Raw genomic sequence first — 18,951 nt, 5'->3', positions numbered from 1 at the left:
CGATGGGCGACTCGGCCTTCGTGGTTCGCTTCGGGGAGAGCATCTCTCCGGAGTTGCATGCCCGTGTCGTCGGCGCGCTACGAGCCCTGGACGCGGCTCGGGAGAAGTGGGTGATGGACCTGGTGCCCGGCTACGCGAGCGTCATGGTCCTCTATGATGCGCTGCAGGTTGCTCCCGAGGAGGTCCGCAGGTGGCTGGAGGCCACGCTCCCGAGAGCACAGCCCGAACCTCCGAACCAGCGTCAGGTCGAGGTCCCCGTCTGGTATCACCCCTCGGTTGGACCTGACCTCGAGCCGCTGGCCCGAGAGAAAAAGCTTTCCGTGGAGGAGCTGATCGCGCTCCACACCGCGCCCGAGTACCTCGTTTATATGTTGGGCTTCCGACCTGGATTTCCGTTCCTCGGAGGACTGGACTCGAGGCTGTTCTCTCCACGACTGGCGACTCCACGGACCGCGGTTCCTGCGGGCTCGGTGGGCATCGGTGGCCAGCAGACAGGCATCTATCCCCAGCGAAGCCCCGGTGGCTGGAGGCTCCTCGGAAGAACTCCGCTGAAGCTCTTCTCACCCCAGGCAGATCCCCCCTTCGCCCTGGGCGTGGGAGACAGGCTGCGCTTCGTCCCCATCAACGAGGAGCGCTACCGAGCGTTGGGAGGCGAGGTTCCCGCGTGAGTCTCCGCGTCCGGAAGCCGGGGCTGTTCACCACGATCCAGGACCTCGGCCGGCCAGGGCTAGGACGATGGGGAGTGTCGCCCTGTGGCGCAATGGATCCGCTCGCGCTGACGCTGGCCAACCTCCTCGTCGGCAACCCCGCGGGCGCTCCAGCACTCGAGGTGACCGCGATGGGCCCGGAGCTGGTGTTCGAGAAAGACACGACCCTGGCCCTTACGGGAGCGCAGTTGGGCGCCACGCTGGATGGAGAACCCCTGGCCACGGATCAGGCGCACAGGGCCCAAGCCGGACAACAGCTTCGCTTTGGAGCCAGAGCCCGAGGAGCCAGAGCGTATCTGGCCGTGGCCGGTGGCTTCGGCCTGAGTGCCCAGTCCTTCCGCGACAGTGTAGCAACGGATGTCGAGGCAGGCCTCGGGGGACTCGGCGGCCGGCCCCTCAAAGCGGGCGATGTGCTCGAGTTGGAGCCGCAGCCCCCCTTCCAGGCCCGAGCCATCCACGATGTCTGGGAGCACGGATACCAGCCGCTGGACGTAGTGCGCTTCATCCCCGAGCAGGGCTCCCGTCTCCCCCCGGAGGCGCTGGAGCAATTCGTGGCGGCGCGGTTCCGGATCTCTCCGCGCTCGAACCGCGTGGGTTACCGGCTCGAAGGGCCTGCCCTGCCCACGGAAACGGGAGGGCTCCAGCTCTCGGAGCCAGTGGCGCCCGGCACCATCCAGGTCCCGCCGGACGGCCAGCCCATCGTGCTCATGGCGGATCGACAGACCACGGGAGGTTATCCCCGAGTCGGACACGTCATCCGCGCTGATGTGCCCAGGCTCGCGCAGCTCTGGCTCGGAGACAGCGTGAGCTTTCGTGCTGTCACGCTCGACGAAGCGAGACAGGCCTCGAGGGAGCTGCAAACGTGGCTCGAGAAGGAGGCTCGGCAGCCATGAAGTGTCTGCTCAACATCGATCTCGGAGAGCTCCCCGATGAGGACGAGCAGCTCTACGCGCTCGCCCATGTGGCCAACATCGCTTGCGGAGGCCATGCCGGGGATGACGCATCCATTCGCCAGGCGCTGGAGCGGTGCGCACGCCATGGCACTCGGGCCGGGGCCCACCCCTCCTATGTCGATCGCGAGGGCTTTGGCCGGCGAGCCCTGGATGTGACGCCCGAGGTGCTGCGTGCCCAGATCGTCGAGCAGTGCGCCCGGCTCGCGACCCAAGCCCAGGCCCTCGGTGTATCGCTGGAGTTCGCCAAGCCTCATGGAGCGCTCTACCACTCGGCGAACCGGGACGCAGCGCTGGCGCGAGCAGTGGTCTCTGCGGTGCGGGAGGTGCTCGGTCCTCAGGTCACCTTCGTGGGCCCAGGCTCAGGAGCGTTGAGAGACGCGGCTCGAGAGGCGGGGCTCATCTATGCCCGAGAGGGCTTTGCCGATCGAGGAACGCTGCCGGATGGCTCGCTCGTGCCTCGCGGGCAACCCGGTGCCGTCATCACCGATCCCCAGGTCGCCCGGGACAACGCGGTGCGGCTGGCCCGAGGCGGCACCATTGATACCCTCTGTGTTCACGGCGACACACCAGGAGCGTTGACCGTCGCTCGCGAGGTCCGCGCCGCACTCGACTCCCTGGACCGTTCCTGAACGGCCCTCTCTCATCCATCGGAGCTTCCTCTATGTTCCGCTTCTCCCTCCCCCTTCTGCTCGCCACATCGCTCCTCGGCTGCGCGGCAGCTCCCGCCACCCGGCCCTCCGAGCCCCCAGCCGTCACGGGTGCCGGCATCGCCTCTATGGCCGACCTCGATGCGCTGACGATCCCTCCCCTGCCGGCCTGGGTCGACAAGTACGCAGACACGAACCAGGGGGATCAGCGCTTCTTCAACATGAGCCGCGTGATGGAGCGCTTCAAGCTCGTCCGCGCCCAGGCCGTCGAGCTGCAGAACCACTACCGGGATCTGACCCGCGCCACCCCCGGCATCGATCCCGTCCAGGCCTTCAACACCGCCCTCGACCGCGTGCTCCACAACCAGTTCCAGAGCCGCCTCGATCTGGAGCGGATCGGCAAGGCGCGCTTCATCGTCGTCTTCGATCTCGATGAGACGCTCTGGGACCAGTACTACGCGCCCGAGACAGGCGCCACCTGCCACGATCTCGTCATCCGCGAGGGCAAACCTCCCGCCGGGCGCTACGTGAAGCTCACCCCGGGCTGGCAGCAGGCCTTCGAGCGCATCCAGGCGCTCGGCGGAGCCGTGGTCCTCTTCTCCGCCAACCTCGAAGAGCCCACCCTCGAGAACCTGGCACAGTGGAAGCTCGACGGCGTCCCGCTCACCGAGTCCCCGGCCATCGCGGGCATCCTGACCAACGAGCACCTCATCCTCCAGGACAAGTCCGAGGGCGTCACGGATCCACGCAAGGGCTCTCCCATCCGCGAACCCTCGAAGGATCTGCGCATCTTCGACGAGGAGCTGCGCCGCGTGATCATCGTCGACGACAACCCGACGCGCCTCTTCCAGATGCGCAACGCGCGCATCTTCAAGAAGTTCGAAGCGGACACCTACTGCGGCCTCGATCGCCTCATGCACGTCACCTTCGACAACGCCCTGCCCCAGGTCGTCCGCGAGATCGAAGACTCCGTCCAATACATGAATCGGTCCGAGACCGACTTCGCCACGGCGTTCCTGCCCTTCACCTCGCTGGGGCAGGTCACCCTGCGCTTCCTCATGGAGAGCGGGCGGCTCGATCGCGATCAGGCCATCGACTACGTGCGCCACAACCCCAAGAGCGTCGATCCCAGGTACTGAAGACGGAGCCCAACGTCGTCCACAATTCAAGCTCGTCGTAAACGTTGACCCTCCCGGTTGGAGATCCGACGCAACGCGCCCCTGGCCAGCGACGCAGGGCCCCTTCTGGGTGATACTGGCCGCGCCGCTGGAGACAAGTTTCACGGAGGATGCATGAAAGCGGAGGGTCGCATGAAGGCTTTCGTCCCGGTGCTCCTCGGGCTGTGCCTGCTGGGCGGCGCGGCTCGAGCTGCATCCGTCAAGCAGCGCAAGCCCTCGAGCAAAGAGCTGGCCGCCTTGAAGACGACCTTCGAGGGCAAGGAGCTCGTCGCCAAGAAGGCGCTGTATGTGTCGACCAAGAGCCTCGGCGCCTTCCTCTTCGCGCCGGTGCTGGACTTCACGTCGAGCCCCCCGCTCCAGCTCCACCTGGTCCAGGATCAGAAGATCTTCACCACGCTGCCTCCCTCGCCAGCGGACAAGAGCTGGCCGATCCTCCGGTTCGAGGGTGTCGTCTTCAAGGATCTGAACGACGACGGCTACGAGGACGTGGTGACGCTGACCCGATACATGCCCGTGTCGGGCCCCAAGGCGAACCAGGTCTTCACCCAGGCCGCGCTGTACATGGGCCGGGGCGGCAAGTCCTTCGAGCTCGCCAGCAGCGACGTGCTCTCCAAGCTCAACGACACCCCACCGCCCTCCATGGGCGAGGTGATGAAGCGCCTGAAGAAGGTCGACATGCAGAAGCTGGCGCCTCCGGCCAAGGTCAGCACCGGCCCGAAAAAACCCTGAGCCCCAAGGCTCACATTCCAGCCAGCTCCAAAGTCTCCAATCTCATTGCCTGAATTCATGTCTGGATTGAGGCTCTGAGAAAACTCCCTTCTCACTCCCCGTGCGACTCGTGCCAAGATTCTTGGAAACTGAGTCTCGGGAGGTGAGAACTTGCGTCGGACTCGCGCTGTCTCTCTTGGAAGGTGGAGCACCTGGGGCCTCCTGGCGGTGGTGCTCGCGGGATGCCAGGGGACGAACTCCCAACCCCCTGCAGAGGAGGACGACGGTGGGCGGGATGGCTCGGGCTCCCTGCCGGCGCATCTGCTCCGCCGGCTCAACCGGACGGAGTATGCGAACACGGTGAGAGAGCTGCTCGGCCCCGGAGCCACCACGGCCCAGGTGCTGCCAGCGGACGATCAGGTCGACGGCTACGACAACAATGCCCAGGTGTTGGGCATCAGTCCCCTGCTGCTCGAGAAGTACGCGCTGGCGGCGGAGGATCTGGTGACGTCGGCGCTGGCCCCTACCAACGCGGACGGGCGCGCTCGGCTGCTCACGTGTGACTTCTCGGGAGCCAACGAGACACCGTGCGCGAAGCAGATCCTCTCGCAGTTTGGACGCAAGGCCTGGCGGCGTCCGCTGTCCGCGGATGAGGTGTCTCGGCTGTTCACGCAGGTGCAGCAGAGCCGCTCGGCGGGCGACACCTTCGAGGTGGCGTTGGGCGTGGGGTTGCAGGCGATCCTCGCCTCGCCGCACTTCCTGTTCCGCGTGGAGGTGGATCCGGCGCTCTCTCTGCGGAAGACACATCCGCTCAACAGCTTCGAGCTGGCGACACGCATGTCCTATCTGTTGTGGAGCGGCCCGCCAGACGAGGCACTCCTCGCGGTGGCGGAGAACGACTCGCTGCAGGACGACGCGGAGTTGGAACGGCAGACGCGGCGGATGTTGGCGGATGCTCGCGCGAAGGCGCTGGTGGACAACTTCGCCAGCCAGTGGCTGCGCACGCGGCAGCTTGCCCAGGCCCAGCCCTCCTCCGCGCTGTTCCCCACCTATGAGAGTCGCCAGCTCGGACCGGCCATGGCCACGGAGACGGCGCTCGTGTTCTCCGAATTGCTGCAAGGGGATCGAAGCATCCTGGATCTGGTGGATGCGGACTTCACGTACGTGAACGCGGCGCTGGCCTCGCACTACGGCCTGACGGGCACCTTCGATGCGAGCCAGTTCACGCGCGTGACGCTGTCTCCCGAGAGCCACCGGCGCGGCATCCTCACCCACGGCAGCATCCTGGCGATGAACGCGACGCCCACGCGCAACTCGACGGTGAAGCGCGGCAAGTGGGTGCTGGGACGGCTGCTGTGCCAGGAGCCCCCTCCCCCGCCGGCGAACATTCCGCAGCTGCCCACTGGGCCCACAGCAACGGGCTCCCTGCGCTCGCGCATGGAGCAGCATGTGAGCGATCCCATGTGCTCCGGCTGCCACGGGAGCATGGATCCCATCGGCTTCGCGCTCGAGCATTACGACGCCATCGGCGCCTGGCGGGCGACGGACGGCTCATACGCCATCGACGCGCGCGGGACGCTGCCGGATGGCCGCTCGTTCGACGGAGCGCTCGAGCTGGCGAGCACGGTGAAGCAGGACCCGGCGCTGCCCGCGTGCGTGGTGCGCCAGGTCTTCACCTACGCGCTGGGCCGACAACCCGAGTACGCGGATGAGTCCACCCTGAAGGATCTCACCCAGTCCTTCCAGGAGCGGGGGTATCGAATGAGGGAGTTGCTGGTGAAGCTCGTGCTCAGTCCCCAGTTCCGGATGCGAACCGCGCAGCAGGAGGCCCAGCCATGAAGAAGTCCTGGGAGCTGTCTCGGCGAACCTTGTTGCGAGGAGCCGGCACGTTGATGGCGCTGCCGGTGCTGGAGGCGATGGCGCCATCGCTGGCACGGGCCCAGGCGGCGGGGATGGCCTCGCCCCGGCGGATGGCCTGCTTCTTCGTCCCCAACGGCATGTACCCCGGGGACTGGTACCCGACCACGAGCGGTGAGAACTACACCTTGAGCCCGCTGCTGTCCCCGCTGGCGGCCCTCAAGAACGACTTCCTGGTGCTCTCGGGCCTGGGGAACAAACCGAGCCATGCATCCCCGGTGGATGTCGGGCACGTGGCGTCCACGTCCACGTTCCTCACGGGTACCTCAGTGGCGGAGACGCCACTGCGCAACGGCATCTCGGTGGATCAAGTCGCGGCGAGCCAGCTCAAGCAGTACACGCGCTTCCCCTCGCTGGAGCTGGGAACGAAGAGCGGCACCTCGTATGTGCTGCACAACAACATCTCCTGGAGCGCGAACAACACGCCGATGCCCAAGGAGATCCGCCCGGATCTCCTCTTCGATCGGCTCTTCGAGGGGATGAACTCGAACCAGAGCGCCCAGGAGTTGGAATCCCGGCGGAGGAGGCGGCTGAGCGTCCTCGACGCCGTGAAGGACGACGCGAGCCGGCTGCAGTCGAAGCTCGGCAAGCAGGATCAGCTCCGGGTGGACGAGTACCTGACCGGCGTGCGCGAACTGGAGACGCGGATCGAGCAGACGCGGCCGGTGCAGTGCACCCCGGGCACGAAGCCGGCCCAACCGGCGGACGTGCGCCAGCAAGTGCGGTTGATGCTGGACATGATGGTGCTGGCGTTCCAGTGCGATCTGACGCGCGTAGCGACCTTCATGTACGGCGAGGCGGTGGACGACGCCAGCTACCCCTTCCTCTCGGTGCAGGACACCAACGGCAGCACGGTGGCGGTGAGCCAAGGCCACCACACGCTGAGCCATGACATCGCCGCGGGCAGCCTGAGCCAGCGGATGTACAGCGCCATCTGCAAGTGGGAGGTGGAGCAGTTCGCCTACCTGCTCTCGAAGATGAAGGCGGTGCAGGAGCCGGATGGCACGCTGCTGGACAACTCGGTGGTGCTGTTCGGCAGCGGGATCGGCGAGTCAAACCTGCATGACACCCTGAACCTGCCGGTGCTGCTGGCGGGCCGAGGCGGAGGAACGATCCGGCCGGGACGCCACGTCGTCTACAAGGACTACATGAGCTACTTCACTGCTGGAGTGCCGATCACAAAACTCTTCGTGTCCATGCTCGGCGCGGTGGGGGTGAACGTGACGAAGTTCGGCGAGGACGGAGACGGGCCGCTGCCGAACCTGAGCTGAGCCGCGCTGCGTCGAGGGGGGCTTTCTTTGAAAAAGGAACTTCCCGAAAGGGAAGCAATTCCTCAAAAGCGCTGATTCCTGCGAGAATCGAGAGCTTCTTCGCAGGAAGGCCCCCATGCAGCTTCGCGTCTCGATCCTGGTGGCGCAGTGCGCGCTGTTCGTGTCCGCCGTGGCGCAGGCCCAGCCTGTGTACAACGAGCTGCGGCAGAAGTCGTCCCACAACTCGTATCAGCGCGCGGAGGCCCTGCTGGATCAGCTGGTGTACCACCGCATCCGCTCGATCGAGCTGGACATCCACAACGGGAAGACAGGCTGGTCCAAGGTGGCGGGCGACTGGTTCGTGTACCACGAGGATGGGGACACGGAGACCACGTGCCATCGGCTGTCGGACTGCCTGGATGAGCTGCGCGCCTTCCACCTGGCCAACCCGCGCCACGAGGTGGTCACGGTCTGGGTCGATCTCAAGGATGCGTTCGAGACGGGCCGGCTGCCGCAGGACCTGGATGCGCTGATCACCGCCAAGCTGCCGGCCGCGTGGATCTTCAAGCCGTCGGAGGTGATGGCGCGGTGCGCGGGAGTCAGCAGCCTCCAGGCGGCGGTGACGGGTGCTTGCACCTGGCCTTCCTCCACGGAGCTGCAGGGCCGCTTCATCTTCGCCCTCACGGGTGGAGACGTTTCCTCCTCCACCAGCAAGCTCAATACATATGTCTCGAATGGCACCACGGCGACCAGCCGCATGGGCTTCGTCGCTCCGGATCTGACGAGCACCTCGGGCATTGGAACCCGGCAGTACGCCATCTTCTTCAACATGGAGAGCCCGTACGCCTCGCTCGCCACGAGCGTGCACCTGGCCAACTTCGTGGGGCGAGTGTGGGGAGTGAACGACTCGACGACGTGGAGCAACGTGGCGAAGCTGGACGTCAACCACATCGCCACGGACAAGGTGAGCTACCACGCGGATACCTGGGCGGTGACTCACAACAGCCTGGGGTGGCCCTTCCAGTGCCTGGATGGCTGGAACTGCGCGAGCAACCAGGAGCAGATGGATGTCATCGGCGCGGAGGTGAACTCGGGCGACCTGTGGAACAGCAGCGACAGCTTCCTCTTCGCCCACGAAACGAACAGCGCGGTGACAGCGACGTGGACGGCCTCGGTGTCCACGCCGAACAGCCACGTGGATGAGTGGGGCAAGGCCTGCCTCATGGCGCGCGCCGACACGGCGGCCAACGCGCGTTACTTCGCCATCTGCCGGGCGGCGGACAACCACAAGCTCCGCATCCAGTACCGCACGGCCACGGGCGGAGCCTCCTCGGCGGCCGAGGTGGACATCGTCCCGGCGGACACGGTGGACCAGGAGAGCCTCAGCTTCCTCCAGCTCACCGTGACGTACGACGGGACACAGACGTGTGCGTCCGGGTACGGCTCGCAGAACGGCACGACGTGGAAGCTCGCGGGCAGCAAGTGCATCTCCGGGCTGCTGGCCAGCCAGGGGCTGGCGGCCAGCTCTCACGGGAGCGGCAAGATGAAGCTGCTGTTCACCAACGTGAAGCGCGGCTCCACGCTCTACCGAGCCACCTCCTTCCCGAACAAGAACCTCATCGGCGGAGCGGCCTCCGGGCGTGTCTTCGACGGCTTCTTCTGAGCGGATTGAATAAACCGGGTGCTCCCTTCGTCGCGGGCCTGGAACTTCTCTGAAGTCAGGGCCGCTCATGCTCCTCACACTCCTTGGTGTCACCCTTCTCGCGTCCACCCCCAACATCCCGCCCTCCACCTGCCTGAATGCCAATAACAGGTCGGCGTGTGGGTACTCCTGCCGCTCCACCTTCGCCGACGTTCGCTGCGCGATGACCCCCTACGGGACGTGCAGTACCTTCGAGGGGCGGGTCGTCTGCTTCGATCCCCCGACGGCTGCCATCCACCATCCCCCGGATGAAGGCCTGCGCCCCGAGTGCAAGGGAGTGGCGGGCAGCACGGCCTGCGGCTTCAACTGCTTGATCGCGAAGGGAAAGGTCGCCTGCGCGCAGACACCTTACGGCGTGTGCCGGGAGCACTACGGCGAGCTGCGGTGCTGGGATCCTCCGGAGGGCATCATCCACGAGTACGGCGCGAACACCCCGAGGCCTCAATGCCTCACCTCAGGCACGGGGATCGCGTGTGGCTATGACTGCAAGTCGGACCGCTCGGAGGTGAAGTGCGCGACGACGCCGCGTGGCCGGTGCGAGATGCATGACAACGTGCTCGAGTGCTTCGATCCGCCCGCTCTCGCGCAGTGCGTGCACGGCCATACTCCGGATCCCGAGGAGATCCGCAAGCCGAAGAGCCAGCGAAAGAGCGAGCGCGACGAGTCCAGGAGGAGGACGGACTGACGCGCGGGAAAGACCGTGGACCGGGAACGGGAGCCAGCTTCCCAGCAAGTGCTCCTCCCCGGCCTGGCGCGCTCCAGGCCTTCTCAGGGCATGGAAGCGGATTTCCTCCCCTCCTCCGTGCCCAGCCTGCGGATATCCACCCGTGAACCGGCACCACGCCTGCAGGTAGCACGGATCACGGACGCCCCTCCCCGAGGGAGGGCGCGCCGATGACCGGATGGAGGTAGGGGCGTGTTCAGGTGGAAGCGGGGAATGAAGTGGGCGGTGTGCGCCGCGACGGTGGGCGTGCTGGCGGGCTGCGGCGGGGATTTCAGCGAGGGAGAGCGGGCGAGCAGCCTCCAAGAGGACGAACAAGGGCTCACGGAGACGCGAGTCTTCACTCCCATCGCTGACGCGCGAGTGGAAGGAGCGACTCCGGATGAAAACTACGGGAGCTCCAGCGTGCTCAAGGTGGACAGTTCGCCGCAGTACGCGACCTATCTGCGCTTCGAGCTGAGCGGGCTGAGCGGCACGGTGACGAGCGCGAAGCTGCGCCTCTACGCGACGGATGCGACCGTCAACGGACCTGCGGTCTCGACCACGAGTTCCTCGTGGCAGGAGAGCACCCTCACCTACTCGAACAAGCCCGCGCCGCAGACGCTCCTGTCGACGGCGGGCTCGGTGGCGGCGAACGCCTGGGTCGAGTGGGACGTGACGGCGGCCGTGCAGGGGAACGGCACGGTGAACCTCGCGGTGACACCCACGGGGACGGACGGCACGGTGTTCTACTCGCGCAACACCTCGGACACGACGATGCGGCCACAGCTCGTGGTGACGCTGAACACGAGCACACCGCCGCCCACGGGCAGTGAGTGGACGTTCTACGGCACGGCGCAGGGCGGTCCCCAGACGGTCTACGGCGTGAGCGCCGATGCAGGAGGCAACATCTGGGTAGCGGGCGGAGAGGAAGGGCTATTCGTCCTCCAGAAGGGCCAGAGCACGTTCCGCCGCTTCACGATGGCGGACGGCCTGAGGCCCTACGGCTACATGCTGGATGGGAGCGCACCCTCGGGAGTGAAGTACCTGAAGGTGATCTCGGTCGCGGGAGGCCCCGCGGGAGTCGCCTTCGTCGGCTACGAGGGCAAGAAGCCAGCGGCGGGCATGCCGACGTGCGAGGACGAGTGGGACCAGGCGTATGCGGCGGGACGCACTCCGGACGCGAGCATCTACAAGAGCGGCGACGCGGATCGGGTGACGCTGTCGGGCAGCGGCATCCAGGTGGTGCACTACGATCTGTCCACGGGCCCGAACAAGGTGGCGGCGGAGCCTCGAGGGCGCGAGAAGGTCTGCAACATCCTGCGCATCGCCTACGATCCGAAAACGAAGAGTGTCTGGTTTGGCGGCAACCACGGGTTCGCATGGGGCCGAGCGGACTTCGCGGGCTACAGCTGCGCGCCGGGGACCTGGGACTACGGCTGCGCGGGAGTGATGGAGCACGTGCACCCTGCGATCAACGGGTGGAACTCGGACGGGACGAAGATGGTGCTGCTTACGGACGCGTACTACGGCGTGTCGGTGGCCTCGAACGGGGACGTGTGGATTGGCGGAGCCATCCGCTCAACGCGGTTCCGGTACGGCACGAATGGAAACAACTACTGGCAGGCCCAGGTGGAGACGGAGGGCAGTTCGTACGTGTGGAACCGCCTGGACATCTGGCCAGACGCGGTGTCCGAGCCCACACCCCCTACCCGCGCGCAGCGGGTGGACGACAACGTGTCGGGGATGTCGGTGATAAGTGACGAGACGGTGTGGGTGGGCAGCTTCACGAAGGGGCTGGCTCAGCTCAACTCCACGGGCCAGGTGCTGCGCACGCTGTCCACCGAACTCATCGATGGCCATGGGTATGTCTCATCCGTGACGGGAGATCCGCTCGACAGCAGCGTCTGGGCAGGCACAGCTTGGGGTGGAGGCCTGAGCCGGGTGCGAGGCAGCACGGTGACGAAGTACGGCAGCGGCGTGTTGCCCAATGCCCTGCTCTATATGCGCGTCACGGACATCCAGGTGGATCGCTCGAGCACTCCCCGCCGCATCCTCATCGGGTTCCAGGGCACGGATACGACGCCCGGCTCGATTGGCATCTACACAGGTCAGTAGATGCCACGCTCCCTCTCGCATCAGGCTGATCAGGTCGGCAGGGAGACAGATGCGGGGCACACGGCTTGCCTGATCTCGCCGGCAGGAGGGCTCCACTGATGCCCAAGCAACTCATTGCCTGTGCCCTGACGCTCGTCTTCATCGCCTGTAGCAACGCCCCGGCTTCCAAGTCTTCCGCGTTGGAAGGACTGGACCCGGCCCCTGCCACCACGGAAGCCTCCGTGTCCGTCGTGAGCTCTTCCGTTTCCAAAGATTTACTCATCGCGGGGCAACTGCAATCCGCCTCGGTGACCTTGACGTCGACGGCCACTCTGCAAAATCTGATCGTCGACATCCGCATCTACGACTCGACCAGCAACATGCGGTATGCGAGACAGGAATTCAGCCCCGTGAACCTGCCGGCGGGCGCGCAACAGCTGCTGACCTTCGACTTCCAATCGCCCCCAGACATGCCACCGGGCCTCTACGACATCCGGGTGGGAGTCTGGGACACTTCGTGGAACACGCTCCTCTACGAGACCCGAAATCAGTTCAGGGTCCGGCAGGTCTCGGTCGTGAGCTCTTCCATTTCCAGCAACCCGCTCACCCCGGGACAGGTCCAATCCGCCTCGGTTACCTTGATGTCGTCAATCACCTTGCAGAACCTGATCGTCGACATCCGGATCTACGACTCGGCCAGCAACACGCAGTACGCGCGGCAGGAGTTCAGCCCCGTGAACCTCCCTGCGGGCTCGCCACAACCGTTGACCTTCGACTTCCAATCCCCCTCCAACATGCCCTCGGGCACATACGACATCCGGGTGGGAGTCTGGGACACTTCGTGGAACACGCTCCTCTACGAGACGCGCGAGCAGTTCACGGTCAGCGGGACGCCCTTTGTCATGAACTGCGAGGACGAAGCCCTGCCGGTGGCCGGTTCCTACGCGGTGCATAACAACCAGTGGGGCCGGGCGGGAGTCTCCGGGCCCTACTCTCAATGTGTCGCCAACGGCGGGGTGACAGCGGATGGTTCCGTCTCTGCGCGCTGGACCTGGACCTGGCCGGAGGGTCCAAATGATATCAAAGCCTATCCCGCGATCGTGTTTGGTCAGAAGCCTGGGTACCCCCCGACTCCCAACACGAACCTGCCCATCCTGGTCGATGCCATCAGCCAGGTGACAAGCTCGTGGTCCACCCAAAGCTCCTACACGGGGACCGGTCAATTGACCTTTGATCTCTTTCTGACCCGCGACGCGGACCGCTACCCGACCTTCAACGATACGCCCATCACACACGAGATCATGATCGCCGTGGAGCCCTACAATGGCTACGGGTTGGACCGGAACCCCGCCTGGTTCGTCGAGGAGATCACGATCAACGGCGTCCTCTACAAGACCTACAAGGCGGAGGGCTTCGGTGTGCAGGGCTGGCGCTTCCTGGTCTTCCAGATGCAGACGCCCATGATGAGCGGCTCCCTGGATCTCCAGCCGCTCTTCGACTACTTGCGAGCGCGCGGGTTCATTCAGGGCAACGAATATCTGTCCTCGATCGAATTCGGGAGCGAGGTGCATCAAGGCACTGGTGATGTCACCGTGGACTCCTTCAAGGCCACGGTGCACTGAGCGGTCCGGAGAGGACCTCGGTGGACAAAAACCGTTTCCGGTCCTCGCGGGCGCCCACTATCCTTCGCCGCCGAGCAGCCCGGCTCCGCTTCTGTCCACGAGCTCCGGTCAGCAGCGCGCCGCTCGCTCAGGAGACGACATGACGCGCGAGTACCCCCGAGAGCAGTTACTGGCGTTCGCCCAGGCCATGGCCAACGTGGCGGCGAGCGATGGCCGTGTCACCGAAGACGAGCGCCAGCACCTCGATGACGTCGTGGTGGGCATCGGCCTGTCGCCCCGCGACGAGCAGGTCGCCGCGCTCATCGAGCGGGAGTTCCAGAAACCCAGCCGCCTCACCGACATCATCAGCAAGATCGAAATCCGCGAGCTGCGCGTCTCCCTGCTGCGCATGCTCGTCGAGGTGGCATGCGCAGACGGCGAGATCGCGAATGAAGAGCGTGCGTCAGTCAAGGAGGCCGCCAGCGCCTTTGGTCTCGACGTTTCGATCGTCGACGAGCTCATCGACTGGACGCTCGCCTCGATCAAACTCGAGCAACGCGAGCGCGAGATCATGGCGAAGCTGCAGCCCGGTTCTGGCGTCTGAACTCAAGGCAGTGACTTCAGGTAGTCGATGGAGGCCTTGAACGCGGCCTGCGCGATCTCATGGCGCTGGTCCGGCCGCGCCCTGAGCCGCTCCAGGCTCTGAATCCACTCGCTGCGCGTGCGCGGGGCGCTCCCCTCGGCCAACCCGTTCCGGACGAGCTCCCGCAGGAAGTAGGCAACGCCGTTCCGGTACCCGTCGTCGTTGCGCGGCGAAGTGTTGTCAATGGACACCAACATCTCCCCGAGCTGGTCTCCCGACAGCCCCAGATCGTTCTTCATCCGGGTGATGCCCTCCAGCGAACCCCCGAATGATGTGAGCAGAGCGCCGTTCTCGGTCAGCAGCTGCTGGAGTTTCTCCGCGGGGATGGCGAGTTCCTCGCCCAGCGTGTGCAGGCGCTCGGGATCGACCTTGGAGTCGAGGAGTGCCTGGATGGTGCGCTCTGGCACCTTGGCCGCATCGAGGAGGCCGCGCTGCGTCTTGCGGAACTCCGCGTCGTCGATCTGGCCCACCACGTACTTCGTACCGATGCCGATGGCGACCAGGACAGCCCCCGCGATGGTGCCCGCAACCGGGAATCCCTGCAGCAGCGCACCACCGGCCAGCAGCGCCCCGCCGATGGACTGGGTCCCATCCGCGATGCCCGCTCCGAACTTACCCTCGGAGAAGTTGCGGATGGAGGAGATGCCATCGGACACGGCGGTAACGAGCTGCCCCACCCCACCGATCCTGCCAGCCGCGGCCTCCAGGGCGGCCGAAGACAGCTTACCCCTGCTGACCTTGTCGATGACGTCGCCCACGTTCTCGAGCAGCATCGTGCCCGCGTCCGCGCCCGCCTGCATCGAGTCCCCCACGAACTTGAGGACATCCTTGGTGTCTCCCTGGAGGGCATCCCGGCCCGTGCCCACCAGCGCACCGAAGGAAAACGCGAGCGACAACCCTCGCAGCGCCTGGCCCCGCTTGGAGCTGGGATCTGCGCCCGGAGTCCCCGCGCCCGCGTCCACGAGGATCCGGTTCATCCGCTGACTCGCGGCCTTGATCTGCTCGGAGGTGGCGGGCGGCTTGAGCTGAACCAGCTCCTCGGTGAGATCGCTCATGGTCTCTCGGCTCATGCCGAAGAGGTGGGCGTTCTTCTCCAGCCCCTGGAGCATGGCGCTCGTGTCCCGGCCCTGGCGCGCTCCCGCCAGCGCCCGGCCGACCTGGATCGCGCTGATCGTCTTGGCGACGGACACCCCGAGCTTCTCGACAAAGTCGCCCTTGAGGTCCTTGCCGATGTTGCTCAAGTCCTCCAGGGCCGTCTTCTGTCCTCGGCCCGCCTTCTCCAGCTCGCTGGCGATCATCTCCCGGCCCGATTCCGTCTCGGACATCCGGGTGAAGTCGTCGGCGACGAAGCCGGCCAGCTGTTTCACCTCGGCATGGAGCGCACCCGGCAGCAGGCCCGGCGTGGCCTTCTCGTAGTCAGCCGAGACGGGCTTGAACTCATCGGTTGCCAGGCGCGGGAAGTCTCGAGCAGCCCGCGCGTACTTGCTGGAAGCCTCCTCGAATGCGTCGAAGGTCTTCTCGTTGTTCTTCTGCCCGCGATAGGACTTGAGCGCCGCGGAGAGCTGATCATTCGTCAGGCCCGGGGCGATGTTGCCCAGCAGCTTGGTCGCCTCTTTGTTGAACGTGTCGACATCCCCGGCGGCGGTGACGAAGGATTTCTGAAGCATCGCCACGGAGTTCTTGGTCGTCTCGACGAGGGCCTGCGCCATCTCCGCGTTGCCCCGGGTGTGGTAGGCCTTGGCCAGCGAGATGCCCAGCGCGGCGCCATTCCCCTGGGAGATGGCCGCGTCGAGCTGCGAGACCAGCTCCGAGCTGCGCGCCTGGGGGTTGCCCTGGACGATGGCCTGGGCGATGGCATCCGAGGCCTCCTGGCCAGCGTCACTAGCCGCCGCGGAGAGCTTCGTGAGGGCCGCCGCCGCGCGCGAGTCGATGGGCCCGGCCGTGAGTGTCTTGCCGAGCTCCTGCAGAGGCTCCTGGGACTGGGAGATGAGCTGCTGGATGCGCTGAGGGCTCCCGCCCGAGGCCACCTCCGCCTGCAGGCGGCTCGTCAGCTCCTCGGCGGCAGTGACGGGATCCTTTGTCTCCACCGTGCCCGGTCCCGTCGGAGCCCCCGCCCCGGACACAGAGCTGCGAGCGTTGCTGTTGCCGATGCGGGACGGAAGGCTGAGTTCACTCGCGGCGGCCCCGGCGCGGAGCTTCTTCACCAACTCCGCGCCCGCGGCGTTGATCTTGGGGATGTCGCGGATCCTGCCCGCGCCATCAGCCTGCGTGGCCGCCCTGTCGGTCAAGGCGTTGACCACCTTCACCAGGGCCTCGGTGGCCTCCGTGGGGCGTGTGCTGCCCGAGGGATAGACATCGAGCACGTCATTGTAGGCGCGTGAGAGGGACTCGCGTGTGGCGTTGGGGTTGTTCACCTCGTCGAGAGCCGCGGACACCTGCTGATCGGCGGGGGAGCCCGAAGCCACGTTGGACTTGAGGGCGCTGTGCGCTCGGGGAGCGTTGGACATGGAGCCGACGCCCGAGCCGGCATCAGGAGCCTTCGCGGCGGCCTGGGCATCCGCGGCGGTGGGATAGGCCCAGCCCAGGTAGCTGGGCGTCTTCACATCGCTGACGCGCGTGGGGGCACCGCTCGTGGCGGTGTTCACGTGCGTGCCATCTCCCAGGCTGATGCCAATGTGGCCAATGTTCTGTCCATCGCTCTTCCAGTCGTAGAAGACGATCGCGCCGCGCGGGGGCGGGAACTCGTGACGGATGAGGCCTTGCTGCTCGTAGGCCTGGTAGGACTGGTAGGCAGTGGGCTTGCTCAGGTTGGAGATGGGCCGATCCGCGCTCTGGTACGCCCGGTTGACGAGCCCCAGGCACCAGTAGTGCCAGCTGCCGTCCTGGCTCATGGGGTTGGGCGGCGGGTTCAGGGCGTACTGGATGGCCTGCTCCGCGCCCGGGATGACGTAGCTCGAGTTCACCCCGCCCGCCGCACCGGTGCTCGTCGCGCCGCCAGTTCCTACAGGCGTGCCCGCGGAGGTGATGTTCGTGGGCTGCGCGTTGGAGCCGATGGCCACGGTGTTGCGGCTGATGTCGATGCCATTGCGCGCCGCGAAGTCCGTGATGGATTGGATGTAGCGCTCCGGCCGGTTGTCGCCGTCTCCCGCCGGGTAGTACTTGTTGACGAGCTTCTCCAGCGGCAGGCCCTTGTAGGCGGTGGCCATCAGGTTGGCGTAGTCGCGAACGGACTCCTTGAAGTCCTTGTAGGCGCGGAAGGCTCCGCCGCGGCCCGTCTCGATATGAGCCCCCTGCCACTCGCTGCCGGGGCGGATGTTGAAGAGGTTGTACGCATTGCCCGAGCCCACAGGGCGATTGCGTGGATCATAGAGCTGCTGGCCGTCGCTCACGGTGACGTTGTTCACCTCGGCAGACGGCCGGTACCCGCCCCGCGCGCCACTGCCGAAGGACGTCTCATTCTGCGCCTGGGCGAGCAGCAGCCACGCCGGCACGCCCGTCTCCCGCGAGACGCTGACGATGTACTCGGGCATGTCACCATCGTTCAGAGGCGAGAAGTTGGCCCCTCGCGCCTTCTCCGCGTCGCCGATGATGCGGCGGATGTCGTCGGCGGACAGGTCCTTGCCCTGCACACGGTTGACGCCGCTGGGGCCCACCACGCCGCCCACCGCGCCGGACTCCTGGCCGGGCTGGGGCACCTTCACCGCGGTGTCGAGGTCTACGGGCTTGGGGTCCTTCCACGGTTGGCCCGCAGCCTTGCCCGAGAGGTCCAAGCGCTGGAGCACGCCGGGCTGCAGCTCCACCAGGGAGCCGTTCTGGAAGTTCTGGAAGGGTTTGCCGGCGTAGGGCCCGTCCTTCATCACCTCGCGACCGGAGGTGGGCAGGCCCAGCTCGCTGTTGGTGCCGGCGCGGCCGGGGAACATCTCGTTGTAGCCGTGGGCGAAGGTGCCAGTGACTTCGAAGGTGCGCCACTCCTCCTTCGCGCCCGGGTTCTGCTGCAGGTAGGTGTAGACCTGGGCATCCGGGCGGGCGGCGGATCCTCCAGGGGCGCTGAAGTTGCGGAAGAAGACGGGCAGGCCATCCACGGAGGCGCCCTTGAAGGTCTCCGAGCCGCGCATGGCGCCGAGCTGTGCCGCCAGCTTCGCATCCATGCGCTGGGTACCCACCGCCAGCTTGTCCTGGATCTGCGCGGAGGCCTCGGCCAGCGACGGCATGCGCTTGGGCGCCAGCGCCGAGAGCCCCGCCGCCAGGGCCGAGCTGGCGGCCGTGGCCAGCACCATGGGCGTCTCGCCCGTCACCTTGCGGCGAGACGCGGCCGAAGAGAATTCGAAGCCGGACTGTTCCAGGGTGTTGCGTACAGGGAACGGGGCCTTCTTGCCGGCTGCCTCGGCGGTGACGTTGGCCTGCTTCATGGCCACCTGGGCCTGCTGCTGCGTCTGACGGGCGCGAACCTCCGCCGTGCGGGCCTTGTCCGCGGCGTCATTAGCGGCCTGGCGAGCCTCCTTCGCGGCGCGCTGGCTCTCCGAGCCTGGCTGGCCCCGAGCCTTCTGTTCGGCGGACTCGGCTTGACGGCGGGCCTCCTCAGCCGCGCGCTGAGCCTCCTCCGCGGCGCGCTGGGCTGCCTCGGCCGCGCGACGGGCCTCCTCCGCGGCGCGGCGAGCCTCCTCGGCCGCGCGGTCCGCTGCCTCCTGTGCGGCGTTGTTGCTCTGCGGTGCTTCCTCGGCCTTCTGGGTGTCCCCCGTGGGGGCTGGCCGGCTGCCTTCGTCAATGCGCATGGAAATCTCCGAGTTCGCGTGTGCAGCGCTCACTCGGATTATTGAGAAGCGGCTGACGCGGTCCTCACGGGAAGCG

Annotated in this window: 13 protein-coding genes; 12 read left to right on the top strand and 1 reads right to left on the bottom strand. The window is 66.4% G+C overall.

All coding sequences use genetic code 11. The features are described from left to right. Positions 1 to 2: 2 nt before the first annotated feature. From pxpB to KY501_RS11710, 12 genes are all read left to right on the top strand, one after another. On the top strand, positions 3 to 668 hold the full coding sequence (gene pxpB / locus KY501_RS11765) for a 5-oxoprolinase subunit PxpB (protein ID WP_224362969.1): 666 nt from the start codon (positions 3 to 5) through the stop codon (positions 666 to 668). Beyond that, a complete protein-coding gene (locus KY501_RS11760; protein WP_224362968.1) occupies positions 665 to 1,600 on the top strand; it encodes a 5-oxoprolinase subunit C family protein in 936 nt (311 codons plus the stop codon). Before pxpB ends, KY501_RS11760 begins: the two co-directional genes overlap by 4 nt. Next, entirely contained in the window at positions 1,597 to 2,289 is a 693-nt protein-coding gene (locus KY501_RS11755; RefSeq protein WP_224362967.1) for a 5-oxoprolinase subunit PxpA, read from the top strand. The genes KY501_RS11760 and KY501_RS11755 overlap by 4 nt, the downstream gene beginning before the upstream one ends. A 32-nt stretch (positions 2,290 to 2,321) precedes the next feature. Then, on the top strand, positions 2,322 to 3,446 hold the full coding sequence (locus tag KY501_RS11750) for an NIF family HAD-type phosphatase (protein WP_224362966.1): 1,125 nt from the start codon (positions 2,322 to 2,324) through the stop codon (positions 3,444 to 3,446). A 171-nt stretch (positions 3,447 to 3,617) separates the two neighbouring features. Continuing rightward, a complete protein-coding gene (locus KY501_RS11745) occupies positions 3,618 to 4,214 on the top strand; it encodes a hypothetical protein (protein WP_224362965.1) in 597 nt (198 codons plus the stop codon). A 150-nt stretch (positions 4,215 to 4,364) separates the two neighbouring features. Next, positions 4,365 to 6,032 (top strand): DUF1592 domain-containing protein, encoded by a 1,668-nt coding sequence (locus KY501_RS11740; RefSeq protein ID WP_224362964.1) that lies wholly within the window; start codon positions 4,365 to 4,367, stop codon positions 6,030 to 6,032. After that, complete coding sequence (locus KY501_RS11735; RefSeq protein WP_224362963.1) at positions 6,029 to 7,381, top strand: DUF1552 domain-containing protein; 1,353 nt, start codon at positions 6,029 to 6,031, stop codon at positions 7,379 to 7,381. Before KY501_RS11740 ends, KY501_RS11735 begins: the two co-directional genes overlap by 4 nt. A gap of 115 nt (positions 7,382 to 7,496) precedes the next feature. Then, positions 7,497 to 9,023, top strand: a complete 1,527-nt coding sequence (locus KY501_RS11730; protein WP_224362962.1) for a Ca2+-dependent phosphoinositide-specific phospholipase C — start codon at positions 7,497 to 7,499, stop codon at positions 9,021 to 9,023. 67 nt (positions 9,024 to 9,090) lie between these two features. After that, the gene (locus tag KY501_RS11725; RefSeq protein ID WP_224362961.1) at positions 9,091 to 9,747 is read left to right on the top strand and encodes a hypothetical protein; all 657 of its coding nucleotides are present in this window, start codon (positions 9,091 to 9,093) and stop codon (positions 9,745 to 9,747) included. 252 nt (positions 9,748 to 9,999) lie between these two features. Next, positions 10,000 to 11,880, top strand: coding sequence for a CBM96 family carbohydrate-binding protein (locus tag KY501_RS11720; RefSeq protein ID WP_224362960.1), 1,881 nt, complete (start codon positions 10,000 to 10,002; stop codon positions 11,878 to 11,880). Between the two features lie 98 nt (positions 11,881 to 11,978). Continuing rightward, positions 11,979 to 13,481 carry a GH12 family glycosyl hydrolase domain-containing protein gene (locus KY501_RS11715; RefSeq protein WP_224362959.1) on the top strand — a complete coding sequence of 501 codons (1,503 nt, stop codon included), beginning with the start codon at positions 11,979 to 11,981 and terminating at the stop codon, positions 13,479 to 13,481. A 139-nt stretch (positions 13,482 to 13,620) separates the two neighbouring features. Then, positions 13,621 to 14,064, top strand: coding sequence for a tellurite resistance TerB family protein (locus tag KY501_RS11710; RefSeq protein WP_255636385.1), 444 nt, complete (start codon positions 13,621 to 13,623; stop codon positions 14,062 to 14,064). Between the two features lie 2 nt (positions 14,065 to 14,066). Here the strand turns inward: KY501_RS11710 and KY501_RS11705 are convergent, their stop codons facing one another. Next, positions 14,067 to 18,875 carry a glucosaminidase domain-containing protein gene (locus KY501_RS11705; RefSeq protein ID WP_224362957.1) on the bottom strand — a complete coding sequence of 1,603 codons (4,809 nt, stop codon included), beginning with the start codon at positions 18,873 to 18,875 and terminating at the stop codon, positions 14,067 to 14,069. Positions 18,876 to 18,951 lie beyond the last annotated feature (76 nt).

It is taken from the genome of Hyalangium versicolor, assembly GCF_020103695.1.
GTDB classification, from domain to species: domain Bacteria; phylum Myxococcota; class Myxococcia; order Myxococcales; family Myxococcaceae; genus Hyalangium; species Hyalangium versicolor.
The sequence above is the reverse complement of the archived record's forward strand: the minus strand, read 5'-3'. Positions and strand labels throughout refer to the sequence as shown.

What these genes read in the sequence shown, in the direction of transcription:
- pxpB (WP_224362969.1), top strand. Translation starts at nt 3, where the DNA reads ATGGGCGACTCGGCCTTCGTGGTTCGCTTCGGGGAGAGCATCTCTCCG.
- KY501_RS11755 (WP_224362967.1), top strand. Translation starts at nt 1,597, where the DNA reads ATGAAGTGTCTGCTCAACATCGATCTCGGAGAGCTCCCCGATGAGGAC.
- KY501_RS11750 (WP_224362966.1), top strand. Translation starts at nt 2,322, where the DNA reads ATGTTCCGCTTCTCCCTCCCCCTTCTGCTCGCCACATCGCTCCTCGGC.
- KY501_RS11745 (WP_224362965.1), top strand. Translation starts at nt 3,618, where the DNA reads ATGAAGGCTTTCGTCCCGGTGCTCCTCGGGCTGTGCCTGCTGGGCGGC.
- KY501_RS11735 (WP_224362963.1), top strand. Translation starts at nt 6,029, where the DNA reads ATGAAGAAGTCCTGGGAGCTGTCTCGGCGAACCTTGTTGCGAGGAGCC.
- KY501_RS11730 (WP_224362962.1), top strand. Translation starts at nt 7,497, where the DNA reads ATGCAGCTTCGCGTCTCGATCCTGGTGGCGCAGTGCGCGCTGTTCGTG.
- KY501_RS11725 (WP_224362961.1), top strand. Translation starts at nt 9,091, where the DNA reads ATGCTCCTCACACTCCTTGGTGTCACCCTTCTCGCGTCCACCCCCAAC.
- KY501_RS11720 (WP_224362960.1), top strand. Translation starts at nt 10,000, where the DNA reads ATGAAGTGGGCGGTGTGCGCCGCGACGGTGGGCGTGCTGGCGGGCTGC.
- KY501_RS11715 (WP_224362959.1), top strand. Translation starts at nt 11,979, where the DNA reads ATGCCCAAGCAACTCATTGCCTGTGCCCTGACGCTCGTCTTCATCGCC.
- KY501_RS11710 (WP_255636385.1), top strand. Translation starts at nt 13,621, where the DNA reads ATGACGCGCGAGTACCCCCGAGAGCAGTTACTGGCGTTCGCCCAGGCC.
- KY501_RS11705 (WP_224362957.1), bottom strand. Translation starts at nt 18,875, where the DNA reads ATGCGCATTGACGAAGGCAGCCGGCCAGCCCCCACGGGGGACACCCAG.